General features: G+C 40.3%; 19 protein-coding genes. 16 read left to right on the top strand and 3 right to left on the bottom strand.

The window, feature by feature from the left end; translation table 11 throughout:
• The first annotated feature begins 79 nt into the window (after positions 1 to 79).
• From spx to TZ96_RS01375, 7 genes are all read left to right on the top strand, one after another.
• A complete protein-coding gene (spx, locus tag TZ96_RS01340) occupies positions 80 to 478 on the top strand; it encodes a transcriptional regulator Spx (protein ID WP_000591165.1) in 399 nt (132 codons plus the stop codon).
• A gap of 66 nt (positions 479 to 544) precedes the next feature.
• Positions 545 to 1,117 (top strand): SP0191 family lipoprotein, encoded by a 573-nt coding sequence (locus tag TZ96_RS01345; protein WP_045762581.1) that lies wholly within the window; start codon positions 545 to 547, stop codon positions 1,115 to 1,117.
• A gap of 96 nt (positions 1,118 to 1,213) precedes the next feature.
• Positions 1,214 to 1,480, top strand: a complete 267-nt coding sequence (locus tag TZ96_RS01350) for an IreB family regulatory phosphoprotein (protein ID WP_000507060.1) — start codon at positions 1,214 to 1,216, stop codon at positions 1,478 to 1,480.
• 3 nt (positions 1,481 to 1,483) lie between these two features.
• Positions 1,484 to 1,903 carry a Holliday junction resolvase RuvX gene (gene ruvX, locus TZ96_RS01355; protein ID WP_045762582.1) on the top strand — a complete coding sequence of 140 codons (420 nt, stop codon included), beginning with the start codon at positions 1,484 to 1,486 and terminating at the stop codon, positions 1,901 to 1,903.
• A 15-nt stretch (positions 1,904 to 1,918) separates the two neighbouring features.
• Positions 1,919 to 2,224 (top strand): DUF1292 domain-containing protein, encoded by a 306-nt coding sequence (locus TZ96_RS01360; RefSeq protein ID WP_000017624.1) that lies wholly within the window; start codon positions 1,919 to 1,921, stop codon positions 2,222 to 2,224.
• Positions 2,225 to 2,634: 410 nt separating this feature from the next.
• Positions 2,635 to 3,873: a bifunctional folylpolyglutamate synthase/dihydrofolate synthase gene (locus TZ96_RS01370; protein WP_045762584.1), complete on the top strand. Its 1,239-nt coding sequence runs from the start codon at positions 2,635 to 2,637 to the stop codon at positions 3,871 to 3,873.
• Between the two features lie 95 nt (positions 3,874 to 3,968).
• Positions 3,969 to 4,406 carry an SP_0198 family lipoprotein gene (locus TZ96_RS01375; RefSeq protein WP_045762585.1) on the top strand — a complete coding sequence of 146 codons (438 nt, stop codon included), beginning with the start codon at positions 3,969 to 3,971 and terminating at the stop codon, positions 4,404 to 4,406.
• A 127-nt stretch (positions 4,407 to 4,533) separates the two neighbouring features.
• On the opposite strand, the gene TZ96_RS01380 is transcribed toward TZ96_RS01375, so the two are convergent.
• Positions 4,534 to 5,346 (bottom strand): Cof-type HAD-IIB family hydrolase, encoded by an 813-nt coding sequence (locus TZ96_RS01380; protein WP_045762586.1) that lies wholly within the window; start codon positions 5,344 to 5,346, stop codon positions 4,534 to 4,536.
• Positions 5,347 to 5,542: 196 nt separating this feature from the next.
• Between TZ96_RS01380 and TZ96_RS01385 the strand changes: the two genes are divergently transcribed.
• The 7 genes from TZ96_RS01385 to TZ96_RS01415 all read left to right on the top strand — a co-directional run bounded on the left by TZ96_RS01385 (position 5,543) and on the right by TZ96_RS01415 (position 12,068).
• Positions 5,543 to 6,964, top strand: a complete 1,422-nt coding sequence (locus tag TZ96_RS01385; RefSeq protein WP_045762587.1) for an NCS2 family permease — start codon at positions 5,543 to 5,545, stop codon at positions 6,962 to 6,964.
• An 86-nt stretch (positions 6,965 to 7,050) separates the two neighbouring features.
• Positions 7,051 to 7,494 carry a tRNA (adenosine(37)-N6)-threonylcarbamoyltransferase complex ATPase subunit type 1 TsaE gene (gene tsaE / locus TZ96_RS01390; protein ID WP_045762634.1) on the top strand — a complete coding sequence of 148 codons (444 nt, stop codon included), beginning with the start codon at positions 7,051 to 7,053 and terminating at the stop codon, positions 7,492 to 7,494.
• Entirely contained in the window at positions 7,484 to 8,005 is a 522-nt protein-coding gene (locus tag TZ96_RS01395) for a GNAT family N-acetyltransferase (RefSeq protein ID WP_045762588.1), read from the top strand. Before tsaE ends, TZ96_RS01395 begins: the two co-directional genes overlap by 11 nt.
• Before the next feature lie 4 nt (positions 8,006 to 8,009).
• Complete coding sequence (brpA, locus tag TZ96_RS01400) at positions 8,010 to 9,047, top strand: biofilm formation/cell division transcriptional regulator BrpA (RefSeq protein ID WP_045762589.1); 1,038 nt, start codon at positions 8,010 to 8,012, stop codon at positions 9,045 to 9,047.
• A 79-nt stretch (positions 9,048 to 9,126) separates the two neighbouring features.
• The gene (locus TZ96_RS01405; protein ID WP_045762590.1) at positions 9,127 to 10,395 is read left to right on the top strand and encodes a competence/damage-inducible protein A; all 1,269 of its coding nucleotides are present in this window, start codon (positions 9,127 to 9,129) and stop codon (positions 10,393 to 10,395) included.
• Between the two features lie 41 nt (positions 10,396 to 10,436).
• The gene (recA, locus tag TZ96_RS01410; protein ID WP_045762591.1) at positions 10,437 to 11,591 is read left to right on the top strand and encodes a recombinase RecA; all 1,155 of its coding nucleotides are present in this window, start codon (positions 10,437 to 10,439) and stop codon (positions 11,589 to 11,591) included.
• A 282-nt stretch (positions 11,592 to 11,873) separates the two neighbouring features.
• Positions 11,874 to 12,068: a PspC domain-containing protein gene (locus TZ96_RS01415; protein WP_000415530.1), complete on the top strand. Its 195-nt coding sequence runs from the start codon at positions 11,874 to 11,876 to the stop codon at positions 12,066 to 12,068.
• A gap of 205 nt (positions 12,069 to 12,273) precedes the next feature.
• On the opposite strand, the gene TZ96_RS01420 is transcribed toward TZ96_RS01415, so the two are convergent.
• A complete protein-coding gene (locus TZ96_RS01420) occupies positions 12,274 to 12,828 on the bottom strand; it encodes a GNAT family N-acetyltransferase (protein WP_045762592.1) in 555 nt (184 codons plus the stop codon).
• Positions 12,829 to 12,937: 109 nt separating this feature from the next.
• Here TZ96_RS01420 and TZ96_RS01425 point away from each other — a divergent pair, with 109 nt between their 5' ends.
• Both TZ96_RS01425 and TZ96_RS01430 read left to right on the top strand, forming a co-directional pair.
• Positions 12,938 to 14,308 (top strand): MATE family efflux transporter, encoded by a 1,371-nt coding sequence (locus TZ96_RS01425; RefSeq protein WP_045762593.1) that lies wholly within the window; start codon positions 12,938 to 12,940, stop codon positions 14,306 to 14,308.
• 97 nt (positions 14,309 to 14,405) lie between these two features.
• Entirely contained in the window at positions 14,406 to 15,122 is a 717-nt protein-coding gene (locus TZ96_RS01430; protein WP_045762594.1) for a YebC/PmpR family DNA-binding transcriptional regulator, read from the top strand.
• Positions 15,123 to 15,344: 222 nt separating this feature from the next.
• Here TZ96_RS01430 and TZ96_RS01435 read toward each other — a convergent pair whose 3' ends face one another.
• The gene (locus tag TZ96_RS01435; protein WP_045762595.1) at positions 15,345 to 16,019 is read right to left on the bottom strand and encodes a CD20-like domain-containing protein; all 675 of its coding nucleotides are present in this window, start codon (positions 16,017 to 16,019) and stop codon (positions 15,345 to 15,347) included.
• Between the last annotated feature and the right edge of the window lie 48 nt (positions 16,020 to 16,067).

The raw sequence follows: 16,067 nt of genomic DNA on the forward strand, positions 1-16,067 counted from the left end.
AAAATAGGTCGCAAGTCCGATGTTTTTTATGGTATAATAGTCTAAACTGATAGTAACATGTAGTGAAAGGGGTAGGTACATGATCAAAATTTATACAGTCTCAAGTTGTACTAGCTGTAAAAAAGCGAAGACCTGGCTCAATGCCCACCAGTTAAGTTATAAAGAACAAAACCTCGGTAAGGAAGGAATCACGAGAGAAGAACTACTTGATATTTTGACAAAAACAGACAATGGAATTGCAAGTATCGTATCATCGAAAAATCGTTATGCAAAGGCTCTTGGTGTTGATATCGAAGATTTGAGTGTCAATGAAGTGCTCAACTTAATCATGGAAACACCACGTATCTTGAAAAGTCCAATTCTTGTGGATGAGAAACGCCTACAAGTCGGCTATAAAGAAGACGATATCCGTGCCTTTTTGCCACGCTCTGTCCGTAATGTGGAAAATGCAGAAGCGCGTTTACGTGCGGCTCTATAAAACATCAAGGCTGGGAGTGACTCCTGGCCTTCTCTAATATTTAAATTGGATAACATGTGAGGATTTATGAAAAAGTTAGTCATTGGAACATTCGCAGCACTATTTTTGCTCGTTGGATGTGGTCAGAAAAAAGAAACAGCAGCTTCAACTACTGAGAGTTCTCAAGAAGCCCTACAGTCTACCTTGCCCGTATTAGAAAATGCAACCAAGAATACAGTTGTTACCAAGACCTTGGTTTTGCCAGCTGATGAGAGTGGAGCACAGCAAACTCAAATCATTACCTACAAAGGCAATCAATTTTTAAGCTTGACCATTCAGCAAAAGCGTCCTGTATCAGAAGATTTAAAAAATTATATTTCTGAGCGAGGATTAGATGAAGCTAAAAAAGCTCTTAAAGAAGCTGAGGACAAGGATGAGTCTGTTCAAGCGGCTCGAAAAATTTCAGGATTTACCATTGAAACGACTCTTTTAAATGAGAAAGAAATGGGAACCAAGACTAGCTATGATTTCCAAACACTGGATCTCAAAAAAGCAAGTGAAAACGAATACTTGAAGAATGTTGGACTGGAAAATCTATTGAAAAACGAACCAGAGGACTATATTGCTAATCGTGTTGCAAATGGGGCAACAGTCCAGTAAAAAGTCAGAGAAAATCAGCAGAATCAGACTGTGTGATTTGTAGAACGACCGCGAATGTGCTATAATAGTACTATTCTAAGGAAAGAGGGTGTTAGAATGGGATTTACTGAAGAAACCGTACGTTTTAAATTGGACGATTCCAATAAAAAAGAAATCAGTGAAACATTGACAGATGTCTATGCTTCTTTGAATGAAAAGGGCTATAACCCTATTAACCAGATCGTGGGCTATGTTCTCAGTGGAGACCCAGCTTACGTTCCTCGTTATAACAATGCACGAAATCAAATCCGTAAGTATGAGCGAGATGAAATCGTTGAAGAACTGGTTCGCTACTACCTTAAAGGGCAAGGAGTCGATCTATAATCTATGAGAATTATGGGATTGGACGTTGGTTCCAAAACGGTAGGAGTAGCGATTAGCGATCCGTTAGGTTTTACGGCACAAGGGCTTGAAATCATCCAAATCAATGAAGAACAGGGAGAGTTCGGTTTTGAACGCCTCAAGGAACTGGTTACTACCTATAAGGTAGACCGTTTTGTTGTTGGTTTGCCTAAAAATATGAACAATACCAGCGGACCGCGCGTGGAAGCCAGTCAAGCCTATGGAGCCAAACTAGAAGAACTCTTTGGTCTACCGGTAGAGTATCAAGATGAACGCCTAACTACGGTCGCTGCAGAGCGTATGTTGATTGAGCAAGCAGATATTAGTCGTAATAAGCGTAAAAAAGTTATTGATAAATTAGCCGCTCAATTGATTTTGCAAAATTATTTAGATAGAAAATTTTAAGACAGAGGAGAAACTATGTCACACGATCACAACCACGATCACGAAGAACGTGAACTTATTACACTTGTAGATGAGCAAGGAAACGAAACTTTGTTTGAAATCCTTTTGACTATTGACGGAAAAGAAGAATTTGGTAAAAACTATGTCCTTCTTGTACCAGTTAATGCAGAAGAAGATGAAAACGGCGAAGTTGAAATTCAAGCTTATTCATTCATCGAAAATGAAGATGGAACAGAAGGTGAATTGCAACCAATCCCTGAAGATTCAGAAGATGAATGGAACATGATTGAAGAAGTCTTCAACAGCTTTATGGAGGAGTAAAAACATCCAGTGGATGTTTTTAGCCCAGCTCCTTGAAACAAGAGAGAGCTGGCGAGTCCGGGGAACGTTTTTAGCCCAACTCCTAGAAACTGGAGAGAGTTGGATCATCCGGGGGATGTTTTTACCCCTGCTTCTAGAAATAAGAAAAAGCAGGAACGTTCGGGGAACGTTTTTACCCCAACTCCTAGAAATTGGAAAGAGTTGGTAAGTCGTGGAACGTTTTTAGCCCCGCGCTAGAAATTGGAAACGCAGGCAGTCTGGGAGACTGTATCAGCCCAGCTCCTTGAAATAAGAGAGAGCTGGCGAGTCCGGGGGACATTTTTCTCCCATACTAGAATTAAATACTAGCTAATGAAGTAAAAAAGCGAAGAGAATCTTCGCTTTTTTGTTAAGGATTAAGGAGATTAAGTGTGTTTGAAGTAGAAAAATGGCTTCATAGTCGAATCGGTTTGAATTTCAGATCAGGTTTGGGGCGGATGCAGAGGGCAGTAGATTTACTGGGGAACCCTGAGCAAGCCTATCCTATTATCCATGTGACAGGGACAAATGGAAAGGGTTCAACCATTGCCTTTATGAGAGAGCTCTTTATTTCTCATGGTAAGAAGGTGGGGACCTTTACTTCGCCTCACATTGTTAGCATCCATGATCGGATTTGTATCAATGGTCAACCTATATCGGACGCAGACTTTATCCGTTTAGCAAATCAAGTTAAGGAAATGGAGCAAAGACTTCTAGAAACCCACGATCAGCTATCTTTTTTTGAGTTGTTAACCGTGATTGCTTTGCTTTATTTTAAAGAACAAGGAGTGGATCTAGTTCTATTAGAAGTTGGAATTGGTGGCTTGCTTGACACGACCAATGTGGTGACTGGAGAAATCGCAGTTATTACATCAATCGGCCTAGATCACCAGGAGACCTTGGGCAATAGTCTGGAAGAAATCGCTGAACAGAAAGCAGGAATTTTTAAGCCAGGAAAGACAGCCGTTGTTGCCAATCTAGCTCCTGAAGCCCAGCTCGTTTGTCAAAAGATAGCAGAAGATTTAGATGTCACTCTCTACCAAGCTGACCGAGATTTTTCTTTCAAATCTGGACATTTCTCTTCTTCTCAAGCGGATTTGACCCGACTAAAACTAGGTTTGGAAGGAACTTATCAAGAGGAGAATGCTGCTTTGGCTTTGCAGGCATTTCTGTTGTTTATGACAGAGAGAGGTGAAAAAGTCAATGAGGAAGCTATCCGGCGTGCTCTGGAAACAACCAGCTGGGCTGGGCGTCTAGAAGCTGTTACGGAGCATATTTATCTAGATGGTGCCCATAATTTACCAGCTCTGGAGCGGTTGGTTGAATTTATCCAGGAAAAGATTCAGCAAGGTTATCAACCTCAAATCCTTTTTGGTGCTTTAAAGCGTAAAGATTACAGTGGCATGCTTGGTTATCTGACAGATCATTTACCTGATACAGCTCTCTATGTGACGAGTTTTGACTATCAGGGATCTTTGGAGGAGCAAGATTTAAGCGACTATCATAAAGTTGCTTCCTATCGAGACTTTATAGATGATTTTGAAAAGTCTGCAGGGGAGAAAGACTTACTGTTTGTTACAGGTTCCCTCTATTTTATATCTGAAGTTCGTGCCTACCTTATAAAAACATAGTTGCTTGATTGACCTTGTTTCCTTTATTTGATATAGTATAAGTAGAATAGTTCTGCAGTTTTTCTGCCTTTAGCTCCTGAAAGGAAGGAGACATTATGTCACTAAGAAAATTTACACTTTCTCTTGCTACTGTAGCAAGTCTTAGTCTTTTAGTTGCTTGTTCGTCAACAACTAAGTCGACACCTTCATCCCAAGCAAGCACTAGCTCTGAAGCGAGCACTAGTCAAGTATCAGAAACCAGTGCTTCTAGTTCTACTACTAGTACAAAGACTGACACAACTACTAATATAGATGGGATCTACAAGGGACAAGACGAGGGTGATAGCATTACTCTTGTAGTTACTGGAAATACCGGAACGTGGACAGAAGTTGAAGCGGACGGAGATCAAGAGGTTAAGAAGGTGACCTTCGAACCAGAAAATCAGAAAGTCATCATCGGTGATGATGTCAAGATTTATGTGGCAGAAGAGAACCAGATTATTATCGATGACATGGGCCGCGGCGTTTCTGATCGTATTGTCTTAAAAAAATAGATATTCTGTAAGGATTTGGATCTGTAAAAGACGGATTCAAATCCTTTTTTCATTGACTTTGAGCTCAAAAAAATTCCATACTTTTAAGGTAGCTAGTATCTACCATAAAAGTATAGAATGAGTGAAATTAAAGAAATCGTTCTTGTAAAAAGTGAGCGACGCCATCTTCTTCGTTGGTCAATGGTAATTGCTCGTCTGCGAAAGGTAACAGAGCAGGATTTGCATTTTTCATGGCATAGCCTTTACCTGCAAAAGAAAGCATCTCTTGGTCATTATGTTCGTCACCAAAGGCAATTAAATTCTGTTTGTCTATATTCATGACATTGAGAAGATATTCAAGGGCAAAGGCCTTGTGAACTCCTTTGGGAGTGCATTCAAGGATATTTAAGGGACCACCCCAAGTATTAATATTGAGTTGGTGCTTGTAAAAGCTGTTCATCTCTTCAGCCAGTGCATATTTATCGTCTGCCCTAGTTTGTAATAAAATACAGTTAGGACCCTTGGTCACTAAGTTAGACTGGAATTGATTTTCTGGGCGAAAGTTTTCAACACCAAATAATTTAGGGTCGGCAATTTCTTTGTCCGGGGCTGTAATGTAAAACTTTTTACGGTATTCACCTGCGATAAAGTCTGCCTCAATATCCTCTTTTCGTTTCACGATATCCAAGAGGTATTTTTTGTCCACAGTCAGACACTTTTCATGTTTCCAAGTCTTACCTGGCAGATGAGTGAGTGAACCGTTGAAGTTGATCATAGGGGTTTCAAGTTCAAGTTGATCATAAAAATCTTTGGCCATACGGTAAGGGCGACCAGTTGCGATAACAACTTGGTGGCCTTTTTTAGAGATTTTTTTAATCGTTTCAATAGTAAAATCAGAAAGTTTGCTTTCAGAGTTGAGCAAGGTTCCGTCCAAATCGACGGCAATCATTTTTTTAGTCATAAAATCCTCCCGAATCTAGTTTCAGATAAGATGTTTTCTATTATATCAGAAAGTGACTAGAAAAGCTGATAATAAGCGAAAATAGAGACAATAATATCTCATAAGAATTTTTAAAATTAGAAAAAACATATTGAAAAGATGAATGATTGGTGATATAATGGTAGTATTGTTCGTAAAATGACAAAGGAGATTAAAAATGGACAAACTATTTAAACTAAAAGAGCACGGGACAGATGTCCGTACAGAGGTTCTTGCTGGTTTAACAACTTTCTTTGCAATGAGTTATATTCTCTTTGTAAACCCTCAAATGCTTTCACAAACAGGAATGCCTGTTCAGGGTGTATTCTTGGCGACAATTATCGGTTCTGTTGTGGGAACTTTGATGATGGCCTTCTATGCTAACTTGCCATATGCGCAAGCTCCAGGTATGGGACTAAATGCCTTCTTCACATTTACCGTCGTATTTGGGATGGGTTATAAATGGCAAGAAGCCCTTGGGATGGTCTTCATCTGTGGGATTATTTCATTGATTATTACATTGACCAATGTTCGTAAAATGATCATCGAATCTATTCCTACAACTCTTCGTTCAGCGATTTCAGCTGGTATTGGGGTTTTCCTTGCTTATGTTGGGATTAAGAATGCTGGTCTCTTGAAATTCTCGATTGACCCAGGTACCTATACAGTAGCAGGTGAAGGAGCAGATAAGGCTCAAGCAGCACTTACTGCAAACTCAGCAGCTGTTCCAGGATTGGTAGACTTCAACACTCCAGCTGTCTTGGTAGCTCTTGCAGGTCTTGCCATTACTATCTTCTTCGTTGTTAAAGGGATCAAAGGTGGTATCATCCTTTCTATTTTGACAACGACAGTTCTTGCCATTGCTGTTGGTCTTGTTAATTTGTCTAGCATTGACTTTGCAAGCAATAATCTTTCATCAGCAGTTAACGACCTAGGAACTTTGTTTGGTGCTGCTCTTGGTTCAGAAGGATTGGGATCTCTGATTTCAAACACTTCTCGTTTGCCAGAAACCTTGATGGCCATTCTTGCCTTCTCATTGACAGATATTTTTGATACTATCGGTACTCTTATTGGTACTGGTGAAAAAGTTGGTATCATTGCAACAAGTGGTGAAAACCATGAGTCAGCTAAATTGGATAAGGCTCTTTACTCTGACTTGGTGGCAACTTCAGTAGGTGCCATTGCAGGTACTTCAAACGTTACAACTTATGTTGAGTCTGCAGCAGGTATCGGTGCTGGTGGCCGTACTGGTTTGACAGCATTGGTTGTTGCCATCTGTTTTGCCCTATCAAGCTTCTTTAGCCCACTTCTAGCAATCGTTCCAACAGCTGCAACTGCACCAATTTTGATCATCGTCGGAATTATGATGCTTTCTAACTTGAAAAATATCCCTTGGGATGATATGGCTGAAGCTGTTCCAGCTTTCTTCACATCTATCTTTATGGGATTCAGCTACTCAATCACACAAGGGATTGCCGTTGGTTTCTTAACTTATACTTTGACGAAGGTTGTCAAAGGTCAAGTGAAAGATGTGCATGTCATGATTTGGATTTTGGATGCCTTGTTTATCTTGAACTACATCAGTATGGCTCTTAACTAATGACAAAAACTAAAAAAAGAGGGGAATCTCCTCTTTTTTTGTTGATGGAAATATCACAAAATAAAACTTTTTGGTATAATAATTACATGTACACAAAAAATGAAGATGAGTTGATTGCACTTGGGGAAGACCTAGGGCATTTGTTAGAAAAAAATGATGTGTTGATTTTGACTGGTGAATTAGGTGCTGGGAAAACAACGCTAACAAAGGGTCTGGCTAAGGGATTAGGCATTCATCAAATGATTAAGAGTCCTACTTATACCATTGTTAGAGAATATGAAGGACGTCTACCCTTGTATCACTTAGATGTTTATCGCATCGAAGGGGATGCAGATTCTATCGACTTGGATGAATTCCTTTTTGGTTCAGGTGTAACGGTTATTGAGTGGGGACATCTATTGGGAGAAAATCTTCCATCAGATTATCTGGAGTTAGAAATCCTTAAAAAAGATGAGGGCCGAGAAATCGTTTTTCATGCTCATGGCCAAAGAGCGACAGAACTTTTGAAAGGATTGACGGATGGAGTATGATCTTTTAATCCGTGAAGCGGAAGCCCAGGATGCTTCAGCGGTCATTGCTCTCTTAGATCAAATTGGTCAAGAGTCTAGTTATACCAGTCTGGATGAAAATGGGATTGCAATGAGTGAGTCTGAAATGCAACATTTTTTGGATAAGCAGGCCCAGTCGGATAATCAAATTACCCTACTCGCTTTTTTGAATGATGAGTTAGTAGGAATCATCAATATAACAGCTGATCAACGTCCGCGAGTCCGTCATATTGGAGATGTCTTTTTAGGAATAAAAAAAGCTTACTGGGGAAATGGTCTCGGTAGTATCTTGATGGAAGAAACTATTGAATGGGCCAAATCAAGTGGTAGTATTCGACGTTTACAATTGACAGTTCAAAAAAGAAATCTTGCTGCGGTGCATCTGTATGAAAAAATGGGCTTTAACATAGAAGGATTACAGGAACGTGGTGCTTGTATAGAAGGAGGAGAGTTTCTAGATGTTTACCTAATGGGTCAACTGATAGACGAATAAGAGTATGGCAAAAAAGATAATCGGAATGTTTTTAGGCTTTGTTCTTGTGACAGTACTTGGTGTGGGAGCTTATGCCTATACGATCTACCAACAGAGTACGCAGACTTTGGCTAAAACCTATAAAAAAATCGGAGAAGAAACCAAGGTCATTGAAGCGACTGAACCTCTGACGATTTTGCTTATGGGAGTGGACACAGGGAATGTTGAACGTACAGATCCATGGGCTGGTAATAGTGATTCAATGATCTTGGTGACAGTGAATCCTAAAACCAAGAAGACAGTCATGATGAGTTTGGAGCGCGATATTCTCACACAAATCCAGCAACCAGATGGTAGTGTAATGGAGGCTAAACTCAATGCCGCCTACGCCAATGGTGGAGCAGAGTTGTCTATTTCAACGATTCAAAAAATGATGAATATCCATATCGACCGATATGTGATGGTCAACATGCATGGACTTCAAAGAATGGTTGATGCAGTAGGTGGAATTACAGTGAACAACACTCTAGGTTTCCCAATCTCTATCCAAGATCAGGAACCATTTAATACGATTTCTATCGGTGTTGGTGAACAAAAGCTAAATGGTGAAGAAGCCCTTGTTTATTCACGTATGCGTTATCAGGATCCAGAAGGAGACTATGGTCGTCAAAAACGCCAGCGTGAAGTGATTCAAAAAGTTGTCGAGAAGATTCTTAGTTTGAACAGTGTGAGCCACTATCAAGAGATTCTGAAGGCGCTTAGTGACAATATGCAGACAAATATCGAGATTACAACGACAACGATTCCTCAGTTGATGGGTTATCAAGATTCATTTAAGAATATTGAGTCTCAACAATTGCGTGGAGAGGATGCAATGCTTCAAGGGACATCTTACCAAATCGTGACATCTGAGCATATGTTAGAGATGCAAAATCTTTTACGCCGTTCGCTCGGGCAACCAGAAGTTACGAATTTGGAGACCAACGTAGTCTTGTATGAGAATCTTTATGGTCAGGGGCAGTTGCCTCAATCTACTAGTGTTGCAGTAGAAGAGTTAGAATAATAGGAAATTATCCATCAAATCGTAGGAATTATCCTGCGATTTTTTCAAAGAAATCCGAATAGGTAAGTAGGAGGAAAAAATGAAAGCAGAAATTATAGCTGTTGGAACAGAGATTTTGACAGGCCAAATTGTCAATACCAATGCGCAATTCTTGTCTGAAAAGTTGGCTGAAATCGGAGTAGATGTCTATTTTCAGACGGCCGTAGGAGATAACGAGGCTCGTCTCTTATCCTTGTTAGAAATTGCTCAGAATCGCAGTAGTCTAGTCATTTTAACAGGTGGCTTGGGACCAACGGAAGATGATTTGACCAAGCAAACTTTGGCCCAATTTTTGGGACGTGACTTGACTTTTGATCCTCAGGCTCAGGCTAAGCTAGATGACTTTTTTGCTCATCGACCAGACTATGCTAGAACTCCAAATAATGAACGCCAGGCTCAAATCGTTCAAGGTTCAACTTCATTACCAAACGAAACAGGACTGGCAGTCGGTGGCATGATCGAGGTGGCTGGGGTAACCTACGTCGTTCTACCAGGACCTCCAAGTGAATTGAAACCTATGGTTTTAAATGAGTTGCTTCCAAGATTGACAACGGGATCTAAGCTCTATTCACGTGTGCTACGTTTCTTTGGGATTGGTGAGAGCCAGTTAGTGACCATTCTATCAGATTTGATTGACCAGCAGACGGATCCAACCTTGGCACCTTATGCTAAAACTGGGGAAGTGACCCTTCGATTATCGACCAAGGCTAAGAGTCAAGAAGAAGCGGATCGTGCTCTAGATACTTTAGAACAAAAAATCCTTGAAAGAGAAACCTTTGAAGATGTTTCACTTCGAGAAATTTGCTATGGCTATGGGGAAGAAACCAGCTTGGCTAGCCTGGTAGTAGAAGAGTTGAAAAAGAAAAAGAAAACTATCACTGCAGCAGAAAGTTTGACTGCAGGTCTCTTTCAAGCTACTTTGGCTGATTTCTCAGGTGTATCTGCTATCTTTAAAGGTGGTTTTGTGACCTATAGCCTTGAAGAAAAAGCTAAGATGCTTGATATTTCACAAGCTGACTTGGAAAAACATGGAGTTGTCTCAGCCTTTACTGCTGAAAAAATGGCTGAACAGGCACGAATCAAGACCCAGTCAGATTTTGGAATTAGTTTGACAGGAGTGGCTGGACCAGATAGTCTAGAAGGACATCCAGCAGGTACCGTCTTTATCGCTTTGGCGCAAGCTTCGGGGACAGAAGTTATCCAGGCCAATATCGCAGGTAGAAGTCGTGCAGATGTGCGAGAAATTGCAGTCTTACATGCCTTTAACCTAGTTCGCAAAGCTTTATTAAGTGCTGGAGATTTGTTATAATAGAAGAAGGTCTAAGGACTATTAGAATACAGGAGAATATAATGGCGAAAAAACCAACAAAAAAATTAGACGAAATTGGCAAAAAATTTGGTGCTGATCGTGAAAAAGCCCTAAACGATGCCCTTAAATTGATTGAAAAAGACTTTGGTAAGGGGTCAATCATGCGCTTGGGTGAACGTGCAGAGCAAAAGGTCCAAGTGATGAGCTCAGGTTCGTTGGCTCTTGATATCGCACTCGGATCAGGTGGTTATCCAAAGGGACGTATCATCGAAATCTACGGTCCAGAATCATCTGGTAAGACAACGGTTGCCCTTCATGCGGTAGCGCAAGCCCAAAAAGAAGGCGGAATTGCTGCCTTTATCGATGCGGAGCACGCTCTTGACCCAGCCTATGCAGCAGCTCTTGGGGTTAACATTGATGAATTGCTCTTGTCACAACCAGACTCAGGGGAGCAAGGTCTTGAAATTGCGGGGAAATTGATTGATTCAGGTGCAGTTGATCTTGTTGTTATCGACTCAGTTGCAGCTCTTGTACCTCGTGCGGAAATCGATGGAGATATCGGAGATAGCCACGTTGGTCTTCAAGCTCGTATGATGAGCCAGGCTATGCGTAAACTCGGAGCTTCTATTAATAAGACTAAGACAATTGCTATCTTTATCAACCAATTGCGTGAAAAAGTAGGGGTTATGTTTGGTAATCCAGAGACAACTCCTGGTGGACGTGCCCTTAAATTCTACGCTTCTGTCCGTTTGGATGTTCGTGGAAGCACACAAATCAAGGGAACTGGTGACCAAAAAGATACGAGCGTAGGTAAGGAAACCAAGATTAAGGTTGTTAAAAACAAGGTAGCTCCACCATTCAAAGAAGCCTTTGTTGAAATCATGTATGGTGAAGGAATTTCAAGAACTGGTGAGCTTTTGAAGATTGCAAGTGATCTTGACATCATCAAGAAAGCAGGAGCATGGTATTCTTACAAAGACGAAAAGATCGGTCAAGGTTCTGAAAATGCTAAGAAATACTTGGCAGATCACCCAGAAGTCTTTGACGAGATTGACCACCAAGTTCGTGTCAAGTTTGGCTTGATTGAAGATGATGCAGTAGCTGATGAAAAAGTTGCACCTGCGGAATCAGAAGTAGCTAATCAAGAAGTGACTCTTGACCTTGGCGATGATCTTGAAATCGAAATTGAAGATTAAAAAGTAAAAGTGGCGGAGGAATCCCCACTTTTCTGTTATCTTGGACTAAAGAACTGATACTCAATGAAAATCAAAGAGCAAACTAGGAAGCTAGCCGCAGGCTGTACTTGAGTACGGCAAGGTGAAGCTGACGTGGTTTGAATTTGATTTTCGAAGAGTATGAAACAATGAGAGCTTAAGAATTGCTAAAACTAGCATCTTCAGATAAAAAGTAGAAAGACTATTGAAAAAGATTTGGTTTGATGATAAAATAAAAAGAAAAATTAGTATTAGGAGATTATTATGGAAAAACGTTTAGTTCGTAATGTTCAAGATAAAAAGATTGCTGGTGTTTGTGCAGGTCTTGCCGACTATTTTGATATTGACCCTACTCTGGTTCGTGCACTTTGGATCCTCTTCACTTTGTTAGGTGGTTCAGGAGTGCTTGCTTATATCATTCTATGGGTTATTATGCCAGAAGCTGGAACAGAAGCGTAAACTTAGTGCATCTTTATGAGACAAATCATGATAAGGCTGGGACAAAATTGTTTCAGCCTTATTTATGATGTGCTGGGGAAAGTTTTGTCAAATTTTCTTCTTAATTTATTTTGAAATAACAAAAAATCACCTACGACAGGTGATTGTATATTGGTTACAGAGAAAATTACAAATCTTTAATGGAGACTCAAGGTTGCCATCCAGACTAGTGTTCACTAAAGCGACGGTACTCGATGTGGAAGTCAAAATAATTTTCTTCTTGTAATTTTTGAAAGATATCACGGTAGGCTTCTTCATCAAAATGGTCACCACGATAGAGAATCTCAAAACTAAGACCTTCGTACTCCAAAAAAGCATTGGCTGTTTTGAAGCCGTTTTGTTTATAGAATTCCATGCGAGCTTTTCGCTGTTCAAGGTTATCGCATTCCTCATCCAAACGCTCCACTTCAAGAATCATGGTGCGCTGGTAAAAATCAATGAGTTTTTCAATAATTTCTCTCCCGTAGCCATGACTGCGGAGATGGGGCATAATGGCAAAAAAGCTGATGTAGAATGCTTTTTGATTGGCAATAGCAAAAGCGAAGCCAACAAATTCTTCCTCGTTATAAAAAGCGAAAAAGTGAGCGTCATCCCTATCTTGGTAACGTAAAAATTCTTCCAAAGGTACCCTTTCTTCTTCAGGAAAGGCTTCCTTGTTTAATTGGTCAACTTTTTCAAGATCTGGGAATACATCTGTAATTAACTGGCTGGTTAAGGTCATACCTAACCTCCTTTTCTGTCATGATTATACCAGATTGTCTGTATATAGGCAACGCTTTCTTATCCAAACTCTCTTGTTCCCCTAATAGAAAGCTGATATAATAAGCCTTATGAATAAAAAATCAACGGTGGACCTGATTCATGGTCCCATCCTTCCCGCGCTAATTAGTTTTGCATTACCGATTCTACTGTCCAATATCTTTCAGCAACTTTACAATACGGCTGATATCTTGATTGTTGGGCGTTTTTTAGGGCAAGATTCCTTGGCTGCAGTTGGAGCAACGACAGCCATTTTTGATTTGATTATCGGCTTTGCCCTTGGTGTTGGAAATGGGATGGGTGTTGTTATTGCACGTCTCTACGGCGCTCGTAATTTTGAAAAGATTAAGGAAGCTGTCGCAGCAACTTGGATTTTAGGGATTATCTTGAGTGTGCTTGTCATGTTGATGGGCTTTTTTGGTCTTTATCCACTCTTACAGTACCTAGAAACACCTGCAGAAATTCTCCCTCAGTCCTATGAATATATCTCCATGATTGTTAGCTGTGTGGGAGTGAGCTTTGCTTATAATCTTTTTGCAGGTTTGCTACGCTCTGTTGGTGATAGCCTTGCTGCGCTTGGTTTTCTTATTTTCTCAGCCATCGTTAATGTCATTCTGGATTTGTATTTTATTACACAATTGCAGTTAGGTGTTCAATCTGCTGGTCTTGCAACCATTATCTCCCAGGGTTTGTCAGCTATCCTTTGTTATTTCTATATCCGAAAGAGTGTTCCAGAGCTCCTTCCTAGGTTGAAGGATTTTAAATGGAATAAGGCCCTCTATGTCGATCTCTTAGAGCAGGGGCTAGCCATGGGCTTGATGGGTTCAATCGTCTCTGTCGGAAGTGTTATTTTGCAATCCTCTGTCAATAGTTTTGGAGCAGTCATTATCAGTGCTCAGACAGCAGCACGCCGAATCATGGCCTTTGCCTTATTGCCAATGACGGCTATCTCAGCATCGATGACGACTTTTATCTCTCAAAACTTTGGTGCAAAACGTCCAGATCGCATTGTCCACGGTCTTCGACTAGGGAGTTATATCAGTATGGCTTGGGCAAGCTTTGCTTGTGTATTCCTATTTTTTGCAAGTCCTAGCCTAGTTTCTTTCCTGGCAAGTTCGACAGACGGTTACTTGATTGAAAATGGGGCTTTGTACCTACGCATCAGTTCGGTATTCTATCCGTTTTTGAGTCTTTTATTGATCTATAGAAATAGCTTGCAGGGTCTCGGTCAAAAATTCTTGCCACTTGTATCAAGCTTTATCGAGTTGTTTGGCAAAATTATTTTCGTCGCTTGGATTATTCCTTGGACAGGTTATACAGGTGTGATTCTATGTGAGCCCCTTCTCTGGCTAGTTATGACTGCCCAACTTTACTTCTCACTTTCCAAACATCCATGGATCAAAGAAGGCAAAAAACTCTTGGCTACTGGCGGGAAATCCTAGCTTAATTTACAAAAGAAAAATCCATTTCCTCTAGTGAAAATCGGATAGACTTGTGTTATAATAAGAAAGATTAAAATGTGAAAAAAGGAGATTCCTAATGGGACGTAAATGGGCCAATATCGTAGCTAAGAAAACGGCTAAAGATGGAGCTAACTCTAAAGTATATGCAAAATTTGGTGTAGAAATCTATGTAGCAGCTAAAAAAGGTGAGCCAGATCCAGAACTAAACACTGCTTTGAAATTCGTTATCGATCGTGCCAAACAAGCGCAAGTGCCAAAACACGTTATTGATAAAGCAATCGATAAAGCAAAAGGAAACACAGACGAAACCTTTACAGAAGGACGTTACGAAGGATTCGGACCAAATGGTTCTATGTTGATCGTTGATACTTTGACTTCAAACGTTAACCGTACAGCTGCCAACGTGCGTGCTGCCTTTGGTAAAAACGGTGGGAACATGGGAGCTTCAGGTTCTGTATCTTACCTCTTTGACAACAAAGGTGTTATCGTCTTTGCAGGTGAAGATGCTGATGCTATCTTTGAACTCTTGCTTGAAGCAGATGTCGATGTAGACGATGTAGAAGCAGAAGAAGGAACAATCACTGTTTACACAGCTCCAACTGATCTTCACAAGGCTATCGTTGCTTTGCGTGAATCTGGTATTGAAGAATTCCAAGTAACTGAATTGGAAATGATTCCTCAATCAGAAGTTGAGTTGTCAGGTGAAGATTTGGAAACATTTGAAAAACTCTACGGAGTCCTTGAAGACGACGAAGACGTACAAAAAATCTACACAAACGTAGATGGATTCTAAGAATAAAAATAACCCCTTTGAAAATTCAGTGTTTTCAAGGGGTTTGTTTATCCTGTGATGACAAAAGGGGCAGGAAAGAGACAAAAATTTCTTTTGCTCAAAACGTTATTAGTAATCTATAATTGTCCATAATCCAATGGATTGTGGAAATATCCTGGTGCTGGGGTTTAGAAATCGAGACTTGGTCTACCGATTGCTATTCCCGGCACCTTTTTAGTTATGTTAAACTTTCACTCCAGAATCAGATTGTTCTTTTCGGTCCAGTCCGACAGCAAATTTACGGATTAGAAGAAACTGGCCATTTTCCTGCTTAACAAACGTGAGCACAACTGTCTTAGGATCTGAACTGATGGAGAGATAGGTGATTCTTTTTATTTCATAGTCTCCCATAACTGAATCTGTTTCTGAATCTGGGATTCCGTGTTTCCTGATAATATCTTTGTAGTTGCTGCCACCTTTCCCGCTATCAGAAGTATCACCTTCTACCAAGGCATCGAACTGTTCCTGACTCCAAGTGAAGAATTCAGTATCCTCCTCGTCATCCCCCTCGTCTGTACTACTATCAGGAAGTTCACCATAATCCTCAGTATCAGTTGAAGAAGTGATGTTTCTATAGGGGTGACTAAAGGTTCTGGCGAAATCAGTAAAGATATTAGTAGATAGAACTTGAGTTATTAAAACAAGGACAATGGAAATAAGACCTAAGGTTGTTCCGATGATAGCCAATGTTTTACGGTTTCTGATATTGATGGCAATACCAAAAACTCCTAAAATCAAAGTGGCAATGGCAAGGAAAAATGATAAGATGTTGACGATAGGTATCCAAGAACCAAGAAGCGCCAGGGCTCCAAAGATGATGGCAAGAATTCCTAAGATTTTCTGTTCTTTTTGTTTCATGTGTGAATTTCTCATTTCTAGTAAACTGGATTCGTGTTCGTGTGAGAT

The sequence above is a fragment of the Streptococcus infantis genome, assembly GCF_000963255.1.
In the GTDB taxonomy this organism is placed as follows: Bacteria; Bacillota; Bacilli; order Lactobacillales; family Streptococcaceae; genus Streptococcus; species Streptococcus nidrosiense.

Coding starts and splice junctions, on each gene's coding strand:
- TZ96_RS01435 (WP_045762595.1), bottom strand. CDS start 16,019: ATGAAACAAAAAGAACAGAAAATCTTAGGAATTCTTGCCATCATCTTT.
- TZ96_RS01350 (WP_000507060.1), top strand. CDS start 1,214: ATGGGATTTACTGAAGAAACCGTACGTTTTAAATTGGACGATTCCAAT.
- TZ96_RS01345 (WP_045762581.1), top strand. CDS start 545: ATGAAAAAGTTAGTCATTGGAACATTCGCAGCACTATTTTTGCTCGTT.
- TZ96_RS01395 (WP_045762588.1), top strand. CDS start 7,484: ATGGAGTATGATCTTTTAATCCGTGAAGCGGAAGCCCAGGATGCTTCA.
- TZ96_RS01405 (WP_045762590.1), top strand. CDS start 9,127: ATGAAAGCAGAAATTATAGCTGTTGGAACAGAGATTTTGACAGGCCAA.
- spx (WP_000591165.1), top strand. CDS start 80: ATGATCAAAATTTATACAGTCTCAAGTTGTACTAGCTGTAAAAAAGCG.
- TZ96_RS01385 (WP_045762587.1), top strand. CDS start 5,543: ATGGACAAACTATTTAAACTAAAAGAGCACGGGACAGATGTCCGTACA.
- brpA (WP_045762589.1), top strand. CDS start 8,010: ATGGCAAAAAAGATAATCGGAATGTTTTTAGGCTTTGTTCTTGTGACA.
- TZ96_RS01375 (WP_045762585.1), top strand. CDS start 3,969: ATGTCACTAAGAAAATTTACACTTTCTCTTGCTACTGTAGCAAGTCTT.
- TZ96_RS01425 (WP_045762593.1), top strand. CDS start 12,938: ATGAATAAAAAATCAACGGTGGACCTGATTCATGGTCCCATCCTTCCC.
- tsaE (WP_045762634.1), top strand. CDS start 7,051: ATGTACACAAAAAATGAAGATGAGTTGATTGCACTTGGGGAAGACCTA.
- TZ96_RS01430 (WP_045762594.1), top strand. CDS start 14,406: ATGGGACGTAAATGGGCCAATATCGTAGCTAAGAAAACGGCTAAAGAT.
- TZ96_RS01380 (WP_045762586.1), bottom strand. CDS start 5,346: ATGACTAAAAAAATGATTGCCGTCGATTTGGACGGAACCTTGCTCAAC.
- ruvX (WP_045762582.1), top strand. CDS start 1,484: ATGAGAATTATGGGATTGGACGTTGGTTCCAAAACGGTAGGAGTAGCG.
- recA (WP_045762591.1), top strand. CDS start 10,437: ATGGCGAAAAAACCAACAAAAAAATTAGACGAAATTGGCAAAAAATTT.
- TZ96_RS01360 (WP_000017624.1), top strand. CDS start 1,919: ATGTCACACGATCACAACCACGATCACGAAGAACGTGAACTTATTACA.
- TZ96_RS01415 (WP_000415530.1), top strand. CDS start 11,874: ATGGAAAAACGTTTAGTTCGTAATGTTCAAGATAAAAAGATTGCTGGT.
- TZ96_RS01420 (WP_045762592.1), bottom strand. CDS start 12,828: ATGACCTTAACCAGCCAGTTAATTACAGATGTATTCCCAGATCTTGAA.